Origin of the sequence: Arundinibacter roseus, from assembly GCF_004348825.1 — a bacterium.
GTDB classification, from domain to species: Bacteria; Bacteroidota; Bacteroidia; order Cytophagales; family Spirosomataceae; genus Arundinibacter; species Arundinibacter roseus.
Map to the genome: position 1 here is coordinate 221,127 of NZ_SMJU01000007.1, position 24,396 is coordinate 245,522.

The window sequence follows — 24,396 nt, forward strand, 5'->3', positions numbered from 1 at the left end:
TAGTACAGGTTTCCTCTCCGGGTTTCCGGAAAGGCACGTTTCTTCGTTTGCGTCTTTTGGAATAGATTTTTCTAGTCCATAGAGCAACTAAGTTATCCTGATTATAAGGCACTTGCAAAAATATATCGCGCATAATACTAGCAGTTATTTAAAATATTTCTGTCGAAAAAGGCAGAATCAATGATCAAAACACAATGACAACAGAAACAACAACGGCGATTACATTTGCCGACCTAAATCTCTCGGAAGATGTCATGAGAGCCGTAACCGAAATGGGCTTTACTGCCCCGTCACCTATTCAGGCACAAGGCATTCCTCCCGTTATGGAGGGCTACGACGTAATCGGTCAGGCGCAGACAGGTACTGGAAAAACGGCCGCCTTCGGAATTCCGGCACTCGAACGCATCGATCTTACGAGTAATGCCGTGCAGGTACTTGTCCTTTGCCCAACCCGCGAGTTGGCCGTACAGGTATCCGAAGAAATTGGCCGTCTTGCCAAATATAAGCGTGGATTACGCATCGAAGCCATCTATGGCGGCGATTCTATTGAGCGTCAGATTCGTTCACTCAAACGGGGTGTACATATTGTTGTAGGTACACCCGGCCGCGTGATGGACCACATGCAGCGTCGCACCCTGGATTTTGGCAGCGTAAGCATGATGGTGCTTGACGAAGCCGACGAAATGCTCGATATGGGCTTTCGTGAAGATATTGAAAGTATTCTTGCCGAAATGCCCGAAGAGCGTCAGACCATTCTATTTTCGGCAACAATGTCCAAACCGATTATGTCAATCACGAAACGTTTCCTAAACGATCCGGTATTGATAAAAGTCGTTCGTAATGAGTTGACTAACACCAATATTGAGCAGGTATGCTACGAAGTAAAGCCACAGGCTAAGCTTGAAGTAATGACTCGCCTGATTGATATGTACAACCTGAAATCTCTCCTTGTTTTTTGTAACACCAAACGCAAGGTAGACGAAATCGTGGAGCAGTTGCAGGTACGGGGATACGCTTCCGAAGGTATTCACGGAGATTTGCGCCAACAGCAGCGGACCAACGTTATGAGTAAGTTTAAGGCAGGAACGACCACTATTTTGGTTGCCACTGATGTAGCTGCCCGTGGAATTGACGTTAGCGGACTTGATGCCGTAATCAATTATGACATTCCGTTGGATGAAGAATATTACGTACACCGGATTGGTCGTACGGGTCGGGCAGGTATGTCAGGCAAAGCGTTTTCGCTCGTTGCACGGGATGAAAAATTCCGTCTGCGTCAGATTGAAGGCTATACCAAAGTAAAGATTGAAAAAGGAGTTATTCCTTCCTATGAAGATATTGTAGGCGTTCGCAAGGCACGTTTTGTAGAAAGCCTGGAAGCAACGATCAAAGAATCTGCGGATGATACATTATATGACGACGTTCTAGAATTGCTGCACCACAGTGGCTTTACTACCGAGCAGGTTGTAGCAGCTATGGCTAAGCAATTGTTGGGTGTTCAGAAAAACGAATACTCTGATTCTAATCTTGCCTGGGAAGAAAAACGTGGAGACCGTGAGCGGCCCGGTGACCGTCGGGGCGAGCGCAGCGGTGACCGCTACGAGCGGGGCAACCGTTTCGGGGATCGTGCACCACGCGAAGATCGTGGAGACCGTGGACCTCGTTTTGAGCGGGGCGATCGAGGCGATCGTCCAGAACGCCGGGGCGATGCCAAAACTCCCGGTCCGGTAGAAGCAGGCATGACTCGTCTGTTTTTGAACATTGGACGTAAGGACAATATCATGCCAAGAGACATTGTAGGAGCTATCGCCGGAGAGTCTAACATTCCCGGAAAGGCCATTGGTGTAATCGATATTTACGATAAATTTACTTTTGTAGAAGTACCTGAGCGCGATGCCCGTACGGTTATGCGTGCCATGGACGGCAATACCATCAAAGGAAAGCCTGTTCAGGTTGATATTGCAAAATAAAAGTAGATTTTCACGCATGAATCACAAAAAAGCTGCCCGGACAAAATCCAGGCAGCTTTTTTGTGATTCATGCGTTATGAAATTTAGTCCTCATAATAGTAACCAAAGATAATTCCCATTTCATCCTCACTCGTCAGCCCAAACCGAACGGTGCGTGTGGTCGTATTGTTGTAGGTAATTTCAGAAGTAAGACCTTCGCCGGCATTCAATTTCAAAGGCGTAGGCAAGTTCTTTATCAGCGGATGTTCCCAATCGGTACTTTCGTACAAAATTTCACCATTTCGACTTCCACCATTAATTTTTACTACGAACTTCTCTCCTAGTTTGTGCGTATGCGAAGTAAGCATAAGCACGGTTCGGGGTTTATTAAATGTGAATTTTTTGGTAACCGTAATCCGCTGTCCGGCAGGCAAAGAAAACTCCTGATTTGCCAGATCAAGTGACTGAACCACATGCTGTACTTCTTCTTTCGGAATTGTGTAAAGATTTACGTGAACTTCTCCTGTGGTGGTTTGTCCTGTTTTATTTACATAATGTGAATTCAGATCGTAAGAACTACCCGCCGGCATCAGTAAAGCCATACCCGGTGGCAATGTATAATCGTGTTCGGGAGTTTGGGTACCTGCCCAAAATACATGGTTTTGCATGGAAGCAAACGTGGCAATATTTAGTGAGCCATTGGCGTTTCGCAAATCCCGAATAACATCCGCCGCTGGTAACTTGGATTTGTCTTTGAAATCATACAAAATAAAATGATGGCTGCCTTGCCGCATTTTGATCTGCACCCGGTTAACATATTGGTCCACACTAGTTCCCATAGTCTTACGAATAAACAGTTCCCGTTCGAATTGCGGATTTACCGAAAAAGGCTCAATCCGAACCTGAATGCCAGACCCGGCAGCGGGAGGTTCCAATCCAGTAAACGCAGCTACAACGCCCGGGGTTTTGTCAGATAGCAAAGTCGTATCCACCATATTCCCTGTTTCCGGCGCACCGGCTTCTATCCATCGACGTACAAATTCCGTCTGCCCTACACTTACAGGTATGCCGCCCAAAGGCATTGGACTACCGTACACTTTTCCTCCGTGATGACTTGCGTCCCAATTCAATTTATGGTAAAGCAGGCTTTCAAAGGCACTAAATGGCTTTACACGCCTCATGCCCTCCTCTTTTGCATCGGGTTGCCAGGAAACTACATTGATTAGATTTTCATACGACTTACCGTTGGTGAGCAGCAACCCGTGCTGTCTGAACGATCCATCCTGCTCGCTTGCATGGCACCCGGCCGTGGCACAGGAAGGCGTAAGAATGCGGTCCTGAATCAGGGAAAATGAAGAAAGCTCCGTTTCTACCAACGGCTCTTTGGGTTCTTTACAACCGGCCAAAAGCCCAACAAATGCGCTTCCGATCATCCACAATCTTCCTTTTTTCATTATCCATTCTTATTTAGAAATCCCCTATCTTCCTCATCAGCAGTAAGCTAAATTAATAACTCAGAATCGCAGGACGAAGTTTTCTTTCACCTGCTCCTTCCTGAAAAAAACCAGGCCAATCCAGAATAAGTCGATGGTAACTGTCACATCCGGTTGCGCTTTGATGTATTCCCAGGCTTGCTTCATCTCATCTGACCAATAAATATCATCAAAAATAAATACTGCCTGTGACGATGCTTTTTTCATTACTTCATTAAAATACCTGATTGTTGGCTCGTACCGATGATTGGCGTCAAAAAACGCCATATCTACCAACTGTTCCTGTTCAGCGACCCATTTAGGTAGGGTTTGATCAATGTTTCCAACGACGCACTGTATATCGGGAAAATTCAGCGTTTTGAAGTTTTCCAGCGCCAGGCGTGCTGTTTCCGGGCATCCTTCCATCGTAACCAGCCGACTTTTTGGAGCAGCCGCCGCAAAATAACCCGTAGTCAATCCTAGCGAAGTACCCAGTTCCAGAATCGTTTGGGGTTGAAAATGACGGGTGAGGCGATAGAAAAGTTCTCCAAAATGAGCTGGTTTTTCAGCATTTTTAACAATTGTACTAATTTTTCTACGGTTCGACGAATGTCGCCGCGACCCGGCGCCTAAATCCAGAATCTCAATTTCGTCGTTTACTTTCAGCAGTTTACGACGCAACGCTTCAATTTCCTTGAACTCAGTGCTGATTTTTTTGGGGGGACGAATGACCTGAGTATATAAGTCAAAAACAAACGGAGAATGAATCGAGTGCTCGTTTCCGGCTCGAAAAAAATGGGTTAAATACGAGGAAATCAAGGAATTATTGGTTGAACGTAGAAAGAAAAACCCAACGATTAATTTAAACGATAAGGAACAATAAGCGTAAACTCAGGAATAATTACCTTAAACTGACGGCCATCCAATACCCGTTCCATCAAATAGCTACCGGCCATTTTTCCCAAATTGGTACGCAAATTACAGCCTGACACATACTCATGTATTTCGCCAGGTTCGAGAACGGGCTGCAGGCCAACAACTCCCTCGCCTTCTACCTCCCGCACTACGCCGTTGGAATCATGAATATTCCAATGCCTCCGGAGAAGTTTGATGGTATTTTCGCTATGATTTTCGATTATAACCTTGTAGGTAAATACAAAGTGAGCCTGTTTCGGATTGGAATAATCCGGCTGATATTCAGTAACAACCGATACTTTTACTCCTTCTGTCACTTCTGAAACCATACTATAAGGGTGGGTTTTAATTAGTAAACGAAATTAGTACCCCGATGTTTATAAATACAAATGCTGATTATATTTAATTCAAAAAATCAATCTTATGGATGTAAAAATGGAAGAATCCTGGAAAATTCTCCTCCAAGACGAATTTAAGAAACCGTACTTTGAGAATTTAATCCAGTTTGTGAAACAAGAATACAAAAATCATACGGTATATCCGCCTGGTAAGCTGATTTTCAATGCTTTTGATACTTGCCCGGTGGATGCCTGCAAGATAGTAATTTTGGGGCAAGACCCCTATCATGGTCCCGGTCAGGCCAACGGTCTGAGTTTTTCTGTCAATGATGGCGTCAGCAAACCACCTTCGTTGCTCAATATTTTTAAAGAGTTACAGGCGGACGTCGGTACGCCGATACCGACGTCGGGAAACCTTGAACGGTGGGCAGTACAGGGTGTCCTGTTGCTAAATGCAACCCTGACGGTGCGGGCCACTGAGGCGGGCTCGCACCAACGCAAAGGTTGGGAAACTTTCACTGATGCAGTTATTCAGTCAATAAATGATCAAAAAGAAGGGGTGGTCTTTATGCTTTGGGGGAAATATGCTCAGGAAAAAGGTACAATCATTGATTCCAAAAAGCACTTTGTCCTAAAAGCAACACATCCCTCGCCTATGGCGTCCAAATGGGGTGGTTGGTTTGGTTCAAAACATTTTAGTCAGGCAAACGACTATTTGCGTTCGCGCGGACTGGATGAAATTAATTGGTAAAAAAATGGTCATCCTATTCTTAGGATGACCATTTTTTGATTTCGTTTTGTAAGCACTTATTTCTCAATGTCCGAGCTAAGTTCCAGCACCTTATCCCAATTAGCTTCGTTGTTTTTTACAAACTCATTATACTTGGGATGACTGTTATACGTTTCGATTCCTTCTTCATTTCTGAATGTCAGATAATGGATCGCATCAAAATCCTGATTAGTGTTTTGCTGTTCCAGAACTTTTCCGCCGGTATACCCAACGATTGCCGGAATTTGTCTGCGCAAGTTGGCAAATTCCGCCATGTGCTTTTCAATTTCAGCAGCTGGCGTGCCTGCCTTGAATTTCACACAAACGATGCGTTGAATTTCCGCTTTTTGGTGAGGCGTATACGCTCCGTAAATGACTAACATAAATACCCCGAGAATGAACACGGGTAACATATAGCCGAGAGTTTTATTTTTAGGTTTCATGGTCAATGGCAATTGAAAATTTCAAATTTGGAATACTGATAAAAGAACAGTACAAAGGTATAATTTGTTTCAATATTTTGCATTATTTCAATATTAAATTGAAGTAATTTTGCATTTTTACAAATTATCAAAATATTAGCAACGAGTTTATTTTGAATTTGAAATTTTCTATGGCAACCCATGCCTGGTAAAGTTATTGGTAGTACTATTAGAGGTTTAATTTTTTTTAGAAATGAATACTTTTTCGGGGAAATTCCCGGTAGTACGTTTAGATTTTGGAGAATTCTCCTTCAAAAATGTAATTTTCCTGAATTCGGTTAGTAATTTGATCCATTTTGGTTTTTCCAAAGATAATTTGGCAGCACTCACCATACATTTACCCTCCTGTACCTCCTATTTTTATGATTATTAAGAAATTATCTATTTTTATCAGCCTGCTTTTCAGCTTTTTTCTCTTTTTTTCTGCAAATCCTCATTGGGGTTTTTGGGGACATCGACGCATCAATCGCCTCGCTGTATATCGCTTGCCGCCCGAAATGCAGCTTTTTTTCAAAAAAAATATTGACTACATCACCGAAAATGCCGTCAATCCCGACCGTCGACGTTACGCCGTAGTTGGTGAGGCTGAGCGTCATTTTATTGATTTGGATGTGTATGGAGACAGCGCCTTCCAAATTCTGCCGCTGTACTGGAATCTTGCCTGTGAAAAATTTGGAGAAGATAGTTTGCGGAAGCACGGCATTGTTCCGTGGTACATTCAAACCGCCACCTTTCAACTGACTGAGGCAATGCGGTCTAAAAACAAGAAGGCTATTCTGCGGATTGCAGCCGATTTGGGGCATTATGTGGCCGATGCCAACGTGCCGCTGCATACGACAAAGAATTATAACGGTCAGCTGACGGGTCAACTTGGCATTCATGCGTTTTGGGAATCGCGCTTGCCCGAACTATTTGCGGACGACTATGACCTTTGGATCGGCCGGGCGCAGTATCAGGAACAACCCGCCAAAACGATCTGGAAAGCTGTTGCCCATGCACACGCAGCCCTGGACTCGGTTTTACTTTTTGAAAAACAACTCACCGAAAAATTTTCACCCGAACAAAAATATAGCTACACACAACGAAACAATATTTTGGTCAGAAGCTACAGTACCGAGTTTTCTACGGCCTATCATCAGGCATTGGCAGGACAGGTAGAGCGACAAATGCGGGCCGCAGTGCGGCTGACGGGCGATTTGTGGTATACGAGTTGGGTCAATGCCGGACAGCCTGACCTTTCGCTTTTGTTGAGTCAGGAAGAATCCGAAGAAGATAAAAAACAGGCAGCCGCCGAAGCGCAAGGCTGGTTTCGGCGGCTGCTAAAAGTAAGAACTGAGGCAGATGATGAAACGACTGATTAACTTAGTATCAGACCAGGACAAGATTTTTCATATATTCTGCATCATGCGCCAAACTTTTCAGAACCGATTCAGGATAGTCTTCCTGCTCGACAATAAAATGCTTCATGCCGTTTTCAGAGGCTACTTTCAGAATTCGCGCGTAATCAATGATGCCTTTTCCCAAATCGGTAGAATGCGGCTTTGGCTCACGAACCAGATCTTTCACATGACAAAGTTCGTAACGAGCCCCGTATTTGGTCAAATGCTCCGGAATATCCCGTTCGGCGGCAGCAATCCAGCACATATCAAGCTCGTACATCACGAGTGCCGGATCCGTGTTGTCCAGCAAAACGTGCTGAGGGATTTGACCATCCTGCTCTTTAAATGAATAATCATGGTTATGGTACCCAAATTTCACTCCGGCTTTTTTACAGATTTCTCCCCGTTTATTAAATTCTTCGGCTCTTTTTTTCCAGTCATCCAACGAATCCTGCGGACCAATCCAGGGTTGCAGCACATAGGTCAATCCACCTTCGGCTGCTTCGGCTGCAAGTTTTTCGAGATCTTTGGTAGTATCGGCATGCGTACTGACCATTGTCAGACCGAGCTCGCCCATATAGGCCTTGCACTCCGTGGGAGACATGCCCCAAAAAACGCCCTGATCGCCCTGATAGCTTTCAATTTTGGTATAGCCCATGTCTGCTACCTGCTTCAATAGAGCCTTTGGATCTGCGCCAATGATGTCCCTGGCACTGTACAATTGAAGACCAAACTCCTTAATTTTGGCAGGCTCAGCAGTTGTGGTCCCGTTCCCGGTTTCTTCTGATTTTTCTGAATTTGAACACGATGCCAACGGAAAAGCTAGTGTACCCAGGGCGGCAAAACCTGCTGCTTTCAAAAATAAACGACGATTGTTGTCCATGTCTCTTTAAACTTTGGGTTAAAAATTCCGTAAAATTGTACCAATAATACAACATATGCGCTCAATTCGTAGCATCTAATTTTAAAAATCAGCATCTTGGAAACCAGTAAAGTTCAACTTCTTCCCAAATTATTTCTACAAAAAGGTCGTGAAGAAGCTATAAAAAGATTGCATCCGTGGGTTTTTTCCGGAGCAATAGCCCGGCAGGAAGGTACCCTGGAAGATGGCGATTTGGTAGAAGTCGTATCGAATCGTGGAGAATTTCTGGCCCGCGGGCATTATCACGATGGCAGCATCAAAATCCGAATTCTGACTTTTGAACCCGAAGAAATTGACATCAATTTCTGGATCAACCGTCTTAAAAATGCCTATCAGGCACGCCTTGATTTGGGCCTAACTGACACTACCTGTTTCAGACTTGTGCACGGCGAAGGCGACGGCCTTCCCGGTCTCATCATTGACATGTATGGTTCGGTGGCTGTTGTGCAGGCACATACCGTAGGCATGCACCGCAGTCTGACACCTATTTCGGAGGCTTTGCAACAATTACTTGGCTCGGAACTTACTGCTGTTTACAGCAAAAGCAGAGATACGCTTCCCGGACAATATGCTGCTACAACTACCAATAACTACTTGTTTGGAGAAAGTACCGGTACTCATGAGGTCACAGAAAATGGCCGCACGTTTGCCATTGATTGGGAACATGGACAAAAGACAGGTTTTTTTCTTGATCAGCGTGAAAACAGAGCACTGTTGGCTCGTTATTCAGCGGGTAAGACAGTCTTAAATGCCTTTTGCTATTCGGGCGGTTTTTCTGTGTATGCACTGAGTGCAGGTGCACAAGAGGTTGTTTCAATTGATGTTTCTGGAAAAGCAACCTTGCTTTGTGATACAAATGTGGCGCTGAATGGTTTCTCAGAAAATCATACCTCCCTAACCGAAGACGTGATGAAATGGCTGAAAACCAGCCCGGATACTTACGACATTGTAGTGCTTGACCCACCTGCTTTTGCAAAAAGTCTTTCGGCCAGGCATCGGGCAGTGCAGGGCTATAAACGCCTGAATGCGGAGGGCATTGCAAAGGTAAAACCGGGAGGCCTGCTCTTCACTTTTTCATGTTCTCAGGTTGTAGATAGAGAACTGTTTTACAACACCGTTGTAGCTGCCTGTATGGAAGTTGGACGTAAAGCCCGAGTGTTACATCAACTGACGCAGGGGCCGGATCACCCCGTCAACGTTTTTCATCCCGAGGGAAGCTACCTGAAAGGGTTGGTCTTACGAATTGATTAATCTACTTGAAAATGAGTGATTTCGAAGAATATCTTTTTTCAAAAAAGATTGATGCAGAAAAATTTAAAGCCTCAGAAAGCGACCGGTTTTATGAATGGAACACTTTGTTTCAGCAGCTGCACCCGGAAAGTTTTACGGCACAGAAAAAATTCCTGATCAACGATGTCAGGCGTAGATATTTGCTGCAAGTTCCGAAGTAAGATGCTTAATTTTTTTGAAAAAAGGCGGTAAAGGGCATCAAAAAAGCCATTAAAAGGCAGGTTACGATAAATGCTCCCATCCAAACCATTCCCATAGCACATCGAGCTAATAGTGTCATATTTTAGTGTGTTATTTGGTGAATTTCTTTTGTTGTTTTAAGTAAGACTATAAAACAAGCCAAAAAGTTGTAACAAACGTATATTTTTTTGCAGTTGCCCTTTAAACAAAAGGCAACTGCAATTTTTTTTTACTATTTCAGCCAATTGTAGGTGTATCTAATTGGGCTAATGAATCCAGAATCTCTTCCTGGGTTACTTCATGTTCTACCAGATTTCCGGCTAGATACTGTTCGTAAGAAGTCATATCAAAATGGCCGTGCCCACACAAATTGAAAAGAATCACCTTTTCTTTCCCTTCGGCTTTGGCTTGCTCTGCTTCCCGAATCACCTGCGCAATTGCATGCGTTGCTTCCGGTGCCGGAATGATACCTTCGGTTCGGGCAAAAAGGAGACCTGCCTCAAAACACTCCAACTGTTTAATTGAATAAGCTTCAATTTGTTTGTCATTCAACAGCTGACTCACGATGGCACCCGCACCATGATACCGCAAACCACCCGCATGAATAGGTGCAGGAACAAAATTGTGCCCAAGCGTATACATGGGTAAAAGCGGTGTCATTCCTACCGAATCGCCCAAATCATATCGGAATACACCGCGTGTGAGTTTGGGGCAGGACGCAGGTTCAACGGCTACGCAACGGGTTTGATGCGTACCTTCCAGATTTTTACGCAAAAATGGAAACGCAATCCCCGCAAAGTTGGAACCGCCGCCAAAAGGTGCTATCACCACGTCCGGATAATCGCCCGCTTTTTCCATTTGCAACAACGCCTCTTCTCCAATGATCGTTTGGTGCATCAGTACGTGGTTGAGTACCGAACCAAGGGCATATTTGGTCGACTCGTCGGTCAGAGCCATTTCGACGGCTTCGGAAATCGCAATGCCCAGACTACCGGGAGAATTTGGATCTTCGGCCAGAATTTTGCGTCCGGCTTCGGTACGCATGGAAGGCGATGGGAACACATTTCCGCCCCAGGTATTCATCATAATTTTGCGGTAAGGTTTGCCTTCGTAGCTTACCTTTACCATGTAAACATCGCATTCAATGTCAAATAATCCACAGGCAAAACTTAACGCAGAGCCCCATTGACCGGCACCCGTTTCGGTCGTAATACGTTTGACACCTTCCATTTTGTTGTAGTACACCTGCGGCACAGCAGTATTAGGTTTGTGCGAGCCGGCCGGGCTCACGCCTTCGTATTTGTAGTAGATCTTGGCAGGCGTATCCAGTGCTTTTTCCAGTCCCGTAGCGCGAAACATCGGAGTTGGGCGCCATATTTTATAAATCTCCCGAACCTCCTCCGGAATTTCCACGTATTTTTCGGTGCTCACTTCCTGCTTAATGAGCTCCATTGGAAACAATGGCATGAGCATTTCCGGGCCTATCGGCTCTTTGGTTCCGGGATGTAACGGAGGAAGCGGCTTAGTGGTCATGTCGGCCACAATGTTGTACCAATGCGTCGGGATTTGATCCTCAGATAGTGTAATTTTCTTTGAAATTGACATGTAATTAATTAAAATTAGGGTTTAATAGGACCTGTTTAGTTTAGCGTAAATTCAAGATTTAATTTTAATATAATCAGTTATTCAACAAATGCTTTATACTGAATTCTCTACTCATGTAGCTGAAACTTACATTCATTTTCTTCCATTCTTCTGAGCATTTCCACCGCATGAGTACACCTTTTGCCTATTTTGACAAGCACCCAGCTCCTATCCGTGCGGTCCTTTATCGATTGCATGCACTAGTAGAAAACTCTGCCAATGGAATTTCCTTTAGGCTCGCATGGGGGCAGCCATTTTACTACTACAAAGGATCATGGTTTTGTTTTATTTCGTTTGTAAAAAAATGGAATTGCGTAGAATTGGGCTTTACCCGTGGGCATTTGCTCGACGACCCTGACGGAGTCTTGCTGAATAGAAATCGCAAAATGATTCGTTCCCTGTCTTTTCAGGATTTGGAAGATCTGAAAAGACAAGAAGAAGTAGTTTTAGAAATGATTCAACGGGCATTAATGATTCAGGAATCCAATCAGAATTAACGGGCACAAATACCTTTAAAGTCACAATACTGACACATAGAGCGGTCGGTCGTTTGGGTGAATTTCGATTCTGGATTGAGAAGTTCGGCAACAATTTCCTGAATCAGCTTTTCTGATTCGGCAATAAATTGCGCTGCATTCGGGCTGTCTGTAATTTCCAATTGGTTCTCAAAAGTCTTTGTTGGATTTCTAAACGAATAAAAACCCGCCTGAACCTGCACATTGGCGGAGCGGTAGGTTTGTTCACCCAAAACCAATCCTTCTGGTTGCTCCAATGCTTTGTATACCAAATACTTATACAACCAAAGCTGCCTTGCATAGCCCGCTTTGAGCGCCGGATCAAGGCGTAGCTTTTCTATTCTGTCCTGAATAGTGTTCTTTTTTTCCGCTGCTAATTCCACGCTCCCCGTTTTATAATCCATTACAAACAGCGTTTGAGAATTATCTTGCTCCACACGGTCAATTTTTCCGCCCAACAGAAGTTGCACCGATTGGCCATGAACTGACATATGCAGCGTTGTCTGGATTTTCTTCTCTGCGGCTAACACCTTCCGGCGATCAGGATTTTCTATCTGGAATTTTAAGAAAGCCAGAATCTGCTGTTCTCCAATCTGATAATACACCCGGTTCAGGCCCATATCAGTTACGTAACCGGTAAACAAGGCGTCAAATTCCTCCCGCAAAACCGCTTTAATCTGCTCGTCGGTTGGATCCTTTCCCAGGAGAAAGTAGTCCTGATCCAGGGTTTCAAGCGCTGCGTGCAGCCACGTTCCGATTTTATCCATTCCCAGCTCCTCCTCGATCTCTTCTTTGTCTTCCACACCAACAATCCGACTGAGGTAAAACTTCATGGAGCAGCGAATAAAGTCGTTGATGTGGGTGGGATAAAGCCCTTTTTCGGCCAAATAAGTACGGATTCGGGCCAGCATTGCGTCATCTTTTGGAACTTCCTGCGCAAGGGGTTCAAACGCCTGCTCGTCAAACGCAACCACCCGATTGTGGATTTTAAATGCCGGATTATAGGCCGTCAATTCATATTCCAGTTGTTGAATAAAGCGGCTTTTCTCGCCCCCACCCATGGCATCCGTTGTATTTACGTACATCAAATGAACCTCGGAAGCCCGCTGCAACAGGCGGTAAAAATGGTAAGACATGACGGCCTCCTGATGCAAATGCGTAGGCAGGCCGGACTCCTTGGCAATGTCAAACGGAATCAAAGAATTTTGCCGCTTAGCCTGCGGCAACGTGCCTTCGTTTAGCGATATAATAATTACCCGGCTAAAATCCAGAGCGCGGGTTTCCAGCATCCCCAGGATTTGCAAAGCGCTCACAGGCTCTCCGCTAAACGGAATTTTTGTCGTTCTGATCAGGTCAAACAAAAAGGAACGCAGAGTACGAAGTGTGAGCGGTTCAGGTCGATTGGCTACGGTTTGTTCAAATTGTTTCAGTAAGGTAAAGAAGAGGTATAAATATTCCGTTTCCAGGGCATTCTTATAATCTTTATACACATCTCTCAGTAAATCAATCAGTTGATACATCGATTGAATTACCTGCCTCGAATCATTTTTGTCCCAACGGGTAAACAAAACTTCAAACAACCTGTGACTTTCGCCAATCGTCAGAAGCTCGTGAGTACTTAGAAAAACCCGGTTATTTTGATTGATTTCCCGCAATGTTTTCTGAACTATTGTGGGTTCATCAGCCGCCAAAGGGCGCAGAACTACCTGCTCATAATGTCGGATAAAGGGATGATTCAGTACTTTACTGATGGTTTTATGATTGAATTTTGGAATTTTCAGCGTCCGTCCATCCTTCGTTCGAAACTCGGCGACCTGCTGCTGCAATTCAAAAATGCTGTCTACCAGCGTATACAACATAGAATTACGCAACGATAAGCCCATCGTAATGTTAAAATCCTTAATGCGATCATCCAGCGAATACAGCATCGGTAAAAGCAGATTCTCGTCGGCCAGCACTATGGCAGTTGGTACAGGATGTTCGGGGTCATCAGTCAACAAAAGTTGTGTGTAGAGCTCGCCAGCTACCTTGGTTTGAAGTGTGGCATTTGGCACGCCATACACATAGACATCCTTAGACGTCGAAAGCAGATGATCCTGCGTCCAGTTCCAGGGGCCAAAGGTGAGATCTTTCTTGTATTTTCGAAGGCTGATTCCTGCTTCTACTTCCTGATTTACAGACATATAGTAGGCATCTGTATCCCACAGCGTTTCGGCTCTTCCCGCTTTTCTAAGCGCCTGAATCAACACTTTTTCTGCTTCCGTAAAAGCATTAAAACCTATAAAATAAACTTTTGAAAAAGCTACATGATCAAGTAAGGTAGGAATATCATAGCTTGCTACGTGCCGATAGGCCATACCCCGATACGCCTTACCCTGCCCCAAAAGGCGCTCCCGAAACAAATGATATACGGTATTGATGGATTCAAAAAGGGCAAAATAGGGTTTGGCACCACCATTTTGCGGCAGCGACCGTCCGGCAGGCAGGCTTGCTTCCCAGCGTTCTACGGCTTTGGCCTCGGTCAGGTAGTCAAACAAATAGTTGGTATCGACCAGGTACTGATCGATGCGATCGAGGTCACTCATCAGGACCGACGCCCAGCCCATGAAGCGGTCAAACTGAATGTTGGGATCAACGGTTTTGAAGGTTTCAAAAAGCTCAAAAAGCAGGCTCACAGAATCGGCTATTTCCAACGTACTGAGCTCAGAAATGAAATCTTCAATGGCTACAATATGCGGACAAATGACGGGTTTCAGCGTAGCATTCGCGAGTTCATCTTTTAGAAAAAAAGCCGCACGGCGGGTAGGCACCACCAACGCCAATTGTTCCAGATCAGACTCATGATTTTCCAGCAAATAATTCGCAACTTCACTCAAAAAAGACTTCATAGATAGGGTTTTAGTATAAAAAATAATGGATGGATATTTTTGTTAAATGAAAGATTAGCCATGCATGCGATCGCCTCTGAGTTCAAGATTCTGCATGATTCGGGCTTCTGCTTCGAGTAGTTCCTTCCAGCGCCTGCGTACTTTTTCGGCGGAAATATATTCTTCGGCAAGATCCAGAAAAGCCCGGTAATGTCCGGCTTCTGAAATCATTAATTCCCGATAAAATTTTTGCAGACCTTCATCTTCCAGTTGCTCTGAGAGCAGCTTAAATCGCTCACAACTGCGAGCTTCTATCAGCGCACAAACCAGCAAACGATCCAGAAAAACTTCTTCGGTATTTCCTTTTTTGAACAAAACTTCCTGCAACTGCCGCACGTATTCATCTTTACGTTGACGGCCCAGCGGGATATTTCTTTTTTTTAATTCTTTCAAAACCCGCTGAAAATGACCCCATTCTTCACTCACAATCGGTGTTAAAACTTCTACCAGCTTTGTTTTTTCGGGGAAATGAACAATCAGAGAAATACAAGAGGAGGCGGCTTTTTGCTCACAGTAGGCATGGTCAATGAGCACTTCGCTGAGCTTCATCCCCGCAATATCGACCCATCGCGGATCCGTAGAGAGGGTCAGACCTAAGGTTGTCAGTGTCATTTTTTGAAGGATTTTATTTTTCTAAAAAAGGAAATTTAATCAAACAACGGCCAGTACAAGCCAAAACTAAATGTTCGCTGCAAACCCAAATAGCGGGGCGTGGTGTAGTAACCGGCCACTCCAAAACCTTCATTGATGTGCGACATTTTCAGGAGCAGGCGCACCCGGTTGATGCGCAAACTGGCAAAGGCATCGGCAATCAGGTAGCGATCTACCACAAAATCGTTTTGTAAAAAAAACTGCTGAGTTAAAGGCATGTAGGCATCCGCCAAATAGGACGACCGATAATGCGCCGCCAACCCCAGCTGAATGTAAAGAACTTTGGCATAAATAAGATCATAACTTAACTCCGCCGATACAAACAAAGCGGGAATACGAATGACGTCCGAGTTGGAATTTACGGTGTAAAAGCCCTGTCCGCTTGCATTAAACTTCTTCTTCTGCCAGCTTATTCGGGCACCAATGCGAAGTAAACTAAATGATCCATTAAACTGTCGGGCTACGGCGGCGGTATCGTAATACACATAACGACTTACCAGGTGATATTGCATTTCGGGTACAAAAGAGAGGTCTTTTACTTTGACTGGCAAAGCCCCAAAAATTGTATTGGCTCCGGTGAGTTTAAAATCGTTATCCCAGCGCAGATGATTGCTGATGTACCGCTGCATCAGCAGATCAGGCGTCCAGAAAGAGGTTTGATACCCTGCCCGGAACCATCGGGTAGAGAGCTCTCCCCGAAGCATGAAGTCACGACCGAGCAGGTGCTCGCCTTCGGCCGTAATATGCTGTGAAGAATCTTTCAGGTAGTAACTAAGCCACAAGCCCACAATGTTTTCAAAACGCGCATTGGAATAGGTGGTCCGCGTGGTGTCTGAGTTATTATAAATACTGTTTATGCTGTAAATCCGGGGACGATACCAGGCCCGATAATTAAAACCTGAAAATGTTCCTTTGATACCTAATTTGGTATCAATCAGTCGGTAATAAATATCCTGACGAGTAGAATCTGAGCCGAACAGCGTGTCGGGATATACGCGATTTTGAAAACCCTGTGCGGGATTATTATCTACGTATCGATCTTTTACAAATGAAATTCCTCCTTGCTGAAATAGCTGAAAGCCATTGGCTAACCGATACTGCTGATACACATGATATACATGCCGTCGCTCCCACGAACGAGCCAGGTCGCTGAGCCGGGCCTGACCATCGTAAATGAACAATTTCTGCCCCGTATCAACCGTATCCTGCACATTCAACAAGCCTCCTTGTTCTTTTACGTCATGGTTCAGGTGCCGATAGTGCCCCAAAATACTGTACTTTTTGTTGGGTGAGGTGTAGCTGCCATGAAAAAGAAAATTCCAGTTTTGGGCCAGATTTGCCTCTGAACCCAGCGTGCTGAATGTTCCATACTGTTTGTTGGAGGTAAATCGCTGCAAACGAAATCCAAGATTAAGCTTTGAATTTATATTTTGATTAAAGCCAAAACGAAGGATATTCCGACCGCGACCGCCGGAAAAAAATGTCATTTCGGTTAACGGCGACTTGGTATCATAGTAGCGTACTTCGTCTTGCTGTATGGCATAAGGATCGTAGGCCCGAAACCCCAACTGCGCCCCCACTTGCGTTCGTGGTTGAAAGAACGTCTGACGCGTTGCCGTGCCCAAATTCCCCAAATCGACAAGGTGATTCCAGCTGCGATCAACAAAATTCCAGCGATGCACGCCTGTGAGGGAAGTATCGAGGCGATAGCGTAACGAATCGCGATTATTTAAAATATCGTCTTCATAAAAATGAAGTGCGGTAGACGGACCGTACAAATTTTGCGTGCTGTCGTCCAGAATTGCGCCACCACCCTGACTTCCGCCCTGACTGCCGCCTATTCCTCCACCTGATTGGCCGCCTTGGGTTGGAATTCCCCGCGGCAAATTAATTCCGCCGGGGCGAATCTGCGCAATAGCGACCGATCCTGTACCGACCAGTACAAGCAAAAAAAATGTTCGTAAAATGGATTGTTTTTTCATTCTATTAGGTTGCCTCGCACGACTAGCTGCGAGTCAGCATCGGAGTTCTGACGTGTAAAGTTAACCATTCCTGAAAACGCCCGGTGTCAGATCCGAAATCTACTTCCATAGCGATATATCCAAAGCGGTGCATCAGGTTTAGATTTTGGGTCAAAGGTCGCAATTTGACCAAATCTTTTTCAGTCGTAACGATCAATTCTTCATTTTTAACACTTTTTAATACGGTTAGTACGTCACTTTCTGTAAACAGATGGTGATCCGGGAAAAGTTTGATGCCGTTTACTAAATAATTCTCCTGTAAATAGTGCAGCAAAGGCTCAGGTTGGGCAATGCCGGTCAACACAAAAAGTCCGCCGGGTTGAACAATATGTTCGTCGAATCTGCGAATGGAAGCGTAGCGAATACTTGAAAAAAAACAAGGTGTGCCCGACCTGATATACCGGCCCACAGCAGTTTCAATTTCAATCCGTTTGCCTGGGCTTAAATCGGCCGGGCACTTCGTGCAAATTACCGCATCTGCCCGCCCTGCACCTTGCCTGCTTTCGCGGAGTCGTCCGCCCGGAAAAGGCTCATCCTCGTAAAAAGGACGATTAAAATCATTCAGTAACAAGTACAGATCGGCCTTTAATCGACGATGCTGAAAGGCATCATCCAGCAGAAGCAAGTTATGCTTTGGCCACTGCTGAGCTAGAATTTGCGCACCTTTAACCCGATCTTCGCAAACAGCCACGTGACAATTTTTACCAAATTTTTCATAATATTGCAGCGGTTCATCCCCCACCTCCCGGGCGGTTGACTGTGAAGAAGCCTGCCGAAACCCCCGGGTCTCACGGCCATAGCCCCTGCTCAACGTCACTAGCTGAAACTCCCTTGCAAAACTTCGAATCAAATACTCGATCATAGGTGTTTTTCCGGTACCTCCAACGGTCAAATTTCCTACCACGACTGTAAATTGTTTGGCGGTAAAAGAACGGAGTAATCCAGTATCATAAAGTAAGTTACGGACAGAAGTAACCAGTGAATAGAGCCAGGTCAGTGGCTTCCAGGCCAATTTTATCAGGCTTTGTTTTATAAATTTCAGACCGAATAACCTGTTTTTTTTCATATACTTGAAGTCCAATTTACTTCTGACGCCCATTTTTCATGCCATTAACTATTCAATATCAACCCCTTTTCCTTAGGTTCAAATTTGATGCGGGAACGTCCCGCGGGGTACTTACCCAAAAAACATCCTGGCTATTAAAAATTACCGATCCTGAGCAGCCCGGCGTAGCAGGTTATGGCGAATGTGCTCCGCTTTCGGGGTTGAGCGTAGACGACATTCCCGATTTTGAGGCAAAGTTACGAGAGATTTGCAGGCTTTTTAACAGCCTTGATTTAGAGGTTTTTCCGTTTAATCTTCCCATAATTTTACAACAGGTTATTCCAAACCAATTCCCATCCATTCGGTTTGGCATTGAAATGGCGCTGCTTGATTTCATGAACGGTGGCTCATGCTTGGTGTTCAAAAATGAATTCAGCACAGCAGGTAAAGGATTGCCTATCAACGGGTTGATATGGATGGGAACGGAAGAGTTCATGAATAAACAGATCGAAGAAAAGCTAAAACAGGGCTACACTACGCTGAAAATGAAAGTTGGCGCACTTGACTTTGAGCAGGAATGTCGTATTCTGCAAGCAATTCGTTCTGAATTTTCGGCACAGACAATTGGTCTGCGCGTGGACGCTAATGGGGCTTTTACTCCCGAAAATGCCCGGGAAAAATTGGATCGTCTTGCGCAATTTGACCTTCATTCTATCGAACAACCCATTGCTGCCGGCCAAACGGATTGCATGGCCGAGCTTTGCACATCTTCGCCTGTACCCATTGCCCTTGACGAAGAACTGATTGGCAAGATGGACTACATGCAAAAATTCGCCCTTCTTAAAAAAACAACTCCCCCATTTATCATCCTCAAACCCACGTTGTTAGGGGGCTTTCAACAATGTCGTGAATGGATCGAAATTGCACAACGGCTTTCGATTGGATGGTGGATTACGTCGGCACTAGAAGCCAATATCGGCCTGAATGCCATTGCGCAGTTTACGGGTCAATATGCATCCGATCTGCCGCAAGGGCTCGGCACCGGACAATTGTACGAAACCAATATTGATTCCCCGCTCCGTATCAGAAAAGGTTATTTGTTCAGTGAGCCTTCCGAAAGCTGGGAATTGTCAGTTTTGGATAATTCCTGGCTGGTTCCCTGAATGTTTATACCCAGTTAATTCCCTTTTTAAGAAGCGCCAACGTTCGGGCTTCGGCAGTATTGGCTTCCGGCTGATAGTCGTAGGCCCACTCAGCCCGGGGTGGCAGACTCATCAAAATAGACTCGGTTCTGCCGTTGGTTTCCAGACCGAATTTCGTTCCCCGATCCCATACCAAATTGAATTCAACATACCGTCCACGCCGCAAATACTGCCATTCTTTTTCCTGGGCTGTATAGGGCTCCTCGCGATGCAGGTACATAAAATGAGTATAAACCGGTGCAAAGGTTTTGCCTACATCTTTGACGAAAGCAAATAATTGTCCTTTTGTAAGTCCCTGCCCTTTGCCGGGTTGATCCGGTTTGAGGTAATCAAAGAAAATTCCGCCAATGCCACGTGTCTCATCGCGATGCTGAATATAAAAATAGTCGTCGGCCCACTGTTTGAAGTCCGGATAAAAACCAGCGTGATGCCTGTCGCAAACTTCTTTCAGACACTGATGAAAATAGCGTGCATCCTCTTCAACCACAAAATGAGGCGTCAGGTCAATACCGCCACCAAACCAGCAATCGCCGTTACTTAATTCAAAATAACGTACATTCATGTGAATAATGGGAACTTTTGGCGATATCGGGTGCATCACAATGGAAACCCCTGTGGCTAAAAATTGCATCGGCTGATCATCCGCAATCCCCATTTGGGCTTTCAGCCGGACATGCAGCTCACCCTGTACTGACGAGAAATTGACACCTCCTTTTTCAAGGACATTGCCGTTCTGAATCACCCGGGTACGACCCCCTCCTCCCGAATGATGTACCCACTGATCTTCCTGAAAAAGGGCTTTCCCGTCCGCAATTTCAATTTCTGAGCAGATAGAATCCTGTAATTCTTTAAAAAATGAAACTATTTCTGTACTTTCCATAGAGTAATTTGTAAAAAAATATGGCATCTGCATTTACATACTATGCAATACCAGGTATAAATTAATTTTATGTATTTTGACTCGAACATTCAAAAACACTAATACGTTATATACGTCAGATTGCTCTGTTCATGCAACCCAAAAACCCACGATCTATTATTTGTGACATGATGAATTCCCAATTAATACATGCCATATGTACGCAGTTTGCCAATGCATTTGATTCCAAAAATACCACTATCAACGAAAATTATGATGCGCTTCATTCGGTCAAATATGAGGACAAAGATCTGCCGATTTTTATAAATGACCTTATTGCCAAAGCCCGGGAATACGATTTAACCCTGATTAGCAGCCACATAACCGCCGGAAACCTCACGGAATTGATTCAGGAGTCTGCTTTTCCGATTCTATTTTTTGAGAAAGAAAATGGACATTTTATCCCGGTTCTGGCTGGAAGAAATCATACAGGGGAGGTAATTAACTATATTTTCAGGAGTGATAGCGTAGAATCCGACGCACCGATAGTCCCAAAAAATCCTTTTACCTGGGAAGAATCGTCGGATTTAGATAAAAATGGCAAGGCACTTTATATTACAGCCTTTCCGATGGAGTCGCTCGTCAGTCAGGCCGATTATGCCAAAGAAAAACAGCTGACACCCGTTCAGCGATTTTTCAGATTACTCGGAAATGAGAAAAAAGACATAGGGTATATTTACCTCTATGCCATCGTTATTGGACTCATAACGCTCTCACTTCCTCTTGGTATACAGGCTATTATAAATCTAATTTCAGGTGGAATGGTGTTTAGCTCGGTCTATCTGCTGCTTTTTGTGGTGATTGGCGGAGTGCTCGCTTCCGGCATTATGCAAATCATTCAATTTACTTTGGTAGAAACGATTCAACAGCGAATTTTTGCCAAAGCGGCCTTTGAATTTACCTATCGGATTCCGCGTGTAAAAGCAGAATCGTTGTTGGGTTACTATCCACCTGAACTGATGAACCGGTTTTTTGACATCATCACCGTTCAAAAATCTTTACCCAAAATCCTGATTGATATCACCGGCGCAATCCTGCAAATCGTGTTGGGTATCATGCTTCTTTCTTTTTACCATCCGTTTTTTATCGCTTTCGGATTTTTTACGATCCTGATTGTGTCCATTATTATTTATGTAAATGGCCCCAAAGGACTGCAAACGAGTTTGGTAGAATCGAAATACAAGTACAAAGTAGCTCAATGGCTGGAAGACATTGCCCGTTCTCTATACACGTTTAAACTAGCAGGTTCGGCCAATTTGCCCATGGACAAAATGGACGGATTAGTGAACAACTACCTGGTTTACAGAAAAAAACATTTTAAAATCCTGAAAATATTTTTCTGGAATGCCGTTGCCTTCAAAACAATGGTAATTGGCGGATTGCTTATCTTGGGTACCGTGCTAGTAGTGGATCGGCAAATTTCGCTGGGTCAGTTTGTAGCTACTGAAATTATTATTGTTCTCCTGACAAACTCTGTTGAGAAACTGATCCAAAGCATTGATACAATTTTTGACGCGCTTACTGCCGTTGAAAAACTTGGAAATGTAACGGACATGCCGCTTGAACGAGAGCATGGCTTCCGTTTTACTCCCAACCAATCTACCAAGGGCCTGTATGTGGATGTTACGAAGTTACACTATGGATACAAAGACAAAAATTCCAGTGCGCTTAAAAACATTTCGTTCTCGATCAAACCGGGTGAATCCATGTGTGTGACTGGTACCAATGGTTCGGGAAAGAATACGCTCCTTCGGGTTTTGTCAGGTTTACTTACTGACTATCAGGGAGGTATAAGCTACAATGGAATTTCGCTGCGCGATCTGAATGTAGTAAGCCTGCGCTCCTACATCGAACAGAATATTTCGACGGATGATATTTTTGAAGGCTCTATTCTGGAAAATATCACGATGGGTCGGCACGAAATAAGCCTGGCAGATCTGGATTGGGCACTGGGCTTGTTGAATCTTAACGAAGAAATCAGTCAACTTCCCGATGGACTTAGTACGCAAATGTTGCCCGGCAGACGGCGGTTTTCAGAAAGCTTTTTACTCAAAATAACCCTGGCGCGTTGCTTCATTACCAAACCTAAACTACTGATGATCAACGATGTTTTTCATTCATTGGAAGTCAAGGAAAGGCAACGACTCATCCAAACCCTGACACAAGAGGAAAATCCCTGGTCGTTGATTCTGATTTCAAACGATCTGTATTTCATGAAATCATGTACCAAAGTGCTCGTGATGCACGAAGGACAGGTTACGATTCATGGGGCGTATGAGGATATTAAGAATTCGCCTGAATTTTTATTTCAATTTGAAAATTTGCTTTCCTGAGCATCCTTATTTTACTGAACATTCGTTAAAAATACACTTGACAAGGTTTAACAAAACATGCTTAATATATCAAAAATACGGGTAAACGACGAAGTGCTTGACAAGTATAGATTACACGCCCTCAGCACGCTATCATCGCCAAAGACCGCACGAACATTTGCCAAATGGATTCAGGGAATAGTTCTGGCCCTTATCCTTATTTTATTTTTACCCTGGCAGCAAAACATTTCCGGTACGGGCTCAGTCACCGCACTGGATCCGGAAGGCCGCCCGCAGACGATTCAGAATATCATTGGCGGCAGAATCGAAAAATGGTATGTGCAGGAAGGTGCTTTTGTAGAAGAAGGAGATACGTTGCTTGTAATTTCTGAGGTAAAAGACGAGTATTTTGACCCGGAAATTCTTAAACGCTATCAAGAGCAAATTCAGGCAAAGCGGGAGGCAATTGAGGGTTATAAACTTAAAATTAACGCCTTGAATCAACAATTGACAGCTCTACGCACCGGCCTGGATTTTAGCCTACAAAAAATGCGCAACAAGATAACACAGTCGCGCATGAAGGTGGTAAGTGACAGTACGGATCTTCTGGCGTTTCAGAAAAACTATGAGATCACACAAAGCCGGTTGGCACGCTACGAAGATGGTTTTAAAGATGGCTTATTTTCGCTTACAGACCTGGAATCCAGACGTTTGAAAATTCAGGAAGAAGCTGCGAAGTTAATTTCCCAACAAAATAAACTGGATATTTCCAGACAGGAATTTATCAATGCCCGTATTGAGCTCAACTCGATTACGGCCGATTATCAGGACAAAATTGCCAAAGCAAACTCGGATCGCAGTTCGGCGCTATCCAGCCTGGCCGATGGCGAATCTGAACTTTCCAAACTGATCAATAAATACGCAAGTATTGAAGTCCGGCAGGGCAATTACGTGGTTCGCGCACCTCAGTCGGGTTTTCTGGTCAAGGCTATGAAAGCCGGTATTGGCGAAACAATCAAAGAAGGGGAATCTGTTGCGACGCTGCAACCCGACAATTCGCAGATTGCGGTGGAAGTATATGTAAATCCGATGGATGTAGCATTGGTTTCACCCGGACGGGAAGTACGACTCGAATTTGACGGTTGGCCAGCGCTCCAATTTGCCGGATGGCCCGGTGTTTCGGTCGGTACTTTTGGCGGAACGGTGTCGGTTATTGACCAGGTAAATTCGGCAAATGGCAAATTCCGTTTATTGGTTGTGCCCAAAAAAGGAGAAGAATGGCCCGCTGCGATTCGGCAGGGCTCCGGCGTATATGGCTGGGTCATGCTGTCTGATGTGCCCGTTTGGTACGAAATCTGGCGGCAGTTGAACGGCTTCCCTCCTAATTTGAATGAAAGCGAAATTGAAAAATTAACGACAAAATCATCTGCTGACGGAGCAAAAAAATAGCTTTCCAGATAGATG

Annotated in this window: 20 protein-coding genes; 9 read left to right on the forward strand and 11 right to left on the reverse strand. The window is 44.6% G+C overall.

The window, feature by feature from the left end:
- Positions 1-194: 194 nt before the first annotated feature.
- Entirely contained in the window at positions 195-1,970 is a 1,776-nt protein-coding gene (locus EZE20_RS12780) for a DEAD/DEAH box helicase (RefSeq protein ID WP_132118199.1), read from the forward strand.
- Positions 1,971-2,053: 83 nt separating this feature from the next.
- Here EZE20_RS12780 and EZE20_RS12785 read toward each other — a convergent pair whose 3' ends face one another.
- From EZE20_RS12785 to apaG, 3 genes are read right to left on the reverse strand one after another with little or no spacing between them, the layout of a single operon-like run.
- Positions 2,054-3,403, reverse strand: a complete 1,350-nt coding sequence (locus EZE20_RS12785) for a monooxygenase (protein ID WP_228713717.1) — start codon at positions 3,401-3,403, stop codon at positions 2,054-2,056.
- A gap of 60 nt (positions 3,404-3,463) precedes the next feature.
- Entirely contained in the window at positions 3,464-4,240 is a 777-nt protein-coding gene (locus tag EZE20_RS12790) for an O-methyltransferase (RefSeq protein ID WP_132118201.1), read from the reverse strand.
- Positions 4,241-4,278: 38 nt separating this feature from the next.
- Positions 4,279-4,665 carry a Co2+/Mg2+ efflux protein ApaG gene (gene apaG / locus EZE20_RS12795; RefSeq protein WP_132118203.1) on the reverse strand — a complete coding sequence of 129 codons (387 nt, stop codon included), beginning with the start codon at positions 4,663-4,665 and terminating at the stop codon, positions 4,279-4,281.
- A gap of 94 nt (positions 4,666-4,759) precedes the next feature.
- Between apaG and ung the strand changes: the two genes are divergently transcribed.
- Positions 4,760-5,425, forward strand: coding sequence for a uracil-DNA glycosylase (ung, locus tag EZE20_RS12800; RefSeq protein ID WP_132118205.1), 666 nt, complete (start codon positions 4,760-4,762; stop codon positions 5,423-5,425).
- Positions 5,426-5,481: 56 nt separating this feature from the next.
- Here the strand turns inward: ung and EZE20_RS12805 are convergent, their stop codons facing one another.
- A complete protein-coding gene (locus EZE20_RS12805) occupies positions 5,482-5,886 on the reverse strand; it encodes a Dabb family protein (protein WP_132118207.1) in 405 nt (134 codons plus the stop codon).
- Between the two features lie 401 nt (positions 5,887-6,287).
- Here EZE20_RS12805 and EZE20_RS12810 point away from each other — a divergent pair, with 401 nt between their 5' ends.
- The gene (locus tag EZE20_RS12810) at positions 6,288-7,286 is read left to right on the forward strand and encodes a zinc dependent phospholipase C family protein (protein ID WP_132118209.1); all 999 of its coding nucleotides are present in this window, start codon (positions 6,288-6,290) and stop codon (positions 7,284-7,286) included.
- Between the two features lie 7 nt (positions 7,287-7,293).
- On the opposite strand, the gene EZE20_RS12815 is transcribed toward EZE20_RS12810, so the two are convergent.
- Complete coding sequence (locus EZE20_RS12815; protein WP_132118211.1) at positions 7,294-8,187, reverse strand: sugar phosphate isomerase/epimerase family protein; 894 nt, start codon at positions 8,185-8,187, stop codon at positions 7,294-7,296.
- Between the two features lie 96 nt (positions 8,188-8,283).
- On the opposite strand from EZE20_RS12815, the gene EZE20_RS12820 reads away from it, so the two are divergent.
- Together EZE20_RS12820 and EZE20_RS12825 are read left to right on the forward strand one after the other, a co-directional pair.
- Positions 8,284-9,477: a class I SAM-dependent rRNA methyltransferase gene (locus EZE20_RS12820; protein WP_132118213.1), complete on the forward strand. Its 1,194-nt coding sequence runs from the start codon at positions 8,284-8,286 to the stop codon at positions 9,475-9,477.
- 11 nt (positions 9,478-9,488) lie between these two features.
- Entirely contained in the window at positions 9,489-9,677 is a 189-nt protein-coding gene (locus EZE20_RS12825) for a hypothetical protein (protein WP_132118215.1), read from the forward strand.
- Positions 9,678-9,933: 256 nt separating this feature from the next.
- Here EZE20_RS12825 and EZE20_RS12830 read toward each other — a convergent pair whose 3' ends face one another.
- The gene (locus EZE20_RS12830) at positions 9,934-11,301 is read right to left on the reverse strand and encodes a TrpB-like pyridoxal phosphate-dependent enzyme (RefSeq protein ID WP_132118217.1); all 1,368 of its coding nucleotides are present in this window, start codon (positions 11,299-11,301) and stop codon (positions 9,934-9,936) included.
- A 167-nt stretch (positions 11,302-11,468) separates the two neighbouring features.
- Between EZE20_RS12830 and EZE20_RS12835 the strand changes: the two genes are divergently transcribed.
- The gene (locus tag EZE20_RS12835) at positions 11,469-11,837 is read left to right on the forward strand and encodes a DUF1801 domain-containing protein (protein ID WP_132118219.1); all 369 of its coding nucleotides are present in this window, start codon (positions 11,469-11,471) and stop codon (positions 11,835-11,837) included.
- On the opposite strand, the gene EZE20_RS12840 is transcribed toward EZE20_RS12835, so the two are convergent.
- From EZE20_RS12840 to lpxK, 4 genes are read right to left on the reverse strand one after another with little or no spacing between them, the layout of a single operon-like run.
- Positions 11,834-14,743, reverse strand: coding sequence for a PD-(D/E)XK nuclease family protein (locus tag EZE20_RS12840; RefSeq protein WP_132118221.1), 2,910 nt, complete (start codon positions 14,741-14,743; stop codon positions 11,834-11,836). The genes EZE20_RS12835 and EZE20_RS12840 overlap by 4 nt on opposite strands.
- Before the next feature lie 54 nt (positions 14,744-14,797).
- Positions 14,798-15,394, reverse strand: coding sequence for a tRNA-(ms[2]io[6]A)-hydroxylase (gene miaE / locus EZE20_RS12845; RefSeq protein WP_132118223.1), 597 nt, complete (start codon positions 15,392-15,394; stop codon positions 14,798-14,800).
- A gap of 35 nt (positions 15,395-15,429) precedes the next feature.
- Positions 15,430-17,415 (reverse strand): putative porin, encoded by a 1,986-nt coding sequence (locus EZE20_RS12850; RefSeq protein WP_132118225.1) that lies wholly within the window; start codon positions 17,413-17,415, stop codon positions 15,430-15,432.
- Positions 17,416-17,437: 22 nt separating this feature from the next.
- Positions 17,438-18,520 (reverse strand): tetraacyldisaccharide 4'-kinase, encoded by a 1,083-nt coding sequence (gene lpxK, locus EZE20_RS12855; RefSeq protein ID WP_228713718.1) that lies wholly within the window; start codon positions 18,518-18,520, stop codon positions 17,438-17,440.
- A gap of 38 nt (positions 18,521-18,558) precedes the next feature.
- On the opposite strand from lpxK, the gene EZE20_RS12860 reads away from it, so the two are divergent.
- Positions 18,559-19,662 carry an o-succinylbenzoate synthase gene (locus EZE20_RS12860; RefSeq protein WP_132118227.1) on the forward strand — a complete coding sequence of 368 codons (1,104 nt, stop codon included), beginning with the start codon at positions 18,559-18,561 and terminating at the stop codon, positions 19,660-19,662.
- A gap of 4 nt (positions 19,663-19,666) precedes the next feature.
- Here EZE20_RS12860 and hemF read toward each other — a convergent pair whose 3' ends face one another.
- On the reverse strand, positions 19,667-20,581 hold the full coding sequence (gene hemF / locus EZE20_RS12865; protein WP_132118229.1) for an oxygen-dependent coproporphyrinogen oxidase: 915 nt from the start codon (positions 20,579-20,581) through the stop codon (positions 19,667-19,669).
- A 167-nt stretch (positions 20,582-20,748) separates the two neighbouring features.
- On the opposite strand from hemF, the gene EZE20_RS12870 reads away from it, so the two are divergent.
- Complete coding sequence (locus EZE20_RS12870) at positions 20,749-22,953, forward strand: peptidase domain-containing ABC transporter (protein ID WP_165933469.1); 2,205 nt, start codon at positions 20,749-20,751, stop codon at positions 22,951-22,953.
- A 57-nt stretch (positions 22,954-23,010) separates the two neighbouring features.
- Positions 23,011-24,381: an HlyD family secretion protein gene (locus tag EZE20_RS12875; protein ID WP_132118233.1), complete on the forward strand. Its 1,371-nt coding sequence runs from the start codon at positions 23,011-23,013 to the stop codon at positions 24,379-24,381.
- Positions 24,382-24,396 lie beyond the last annotated feature (15 nt).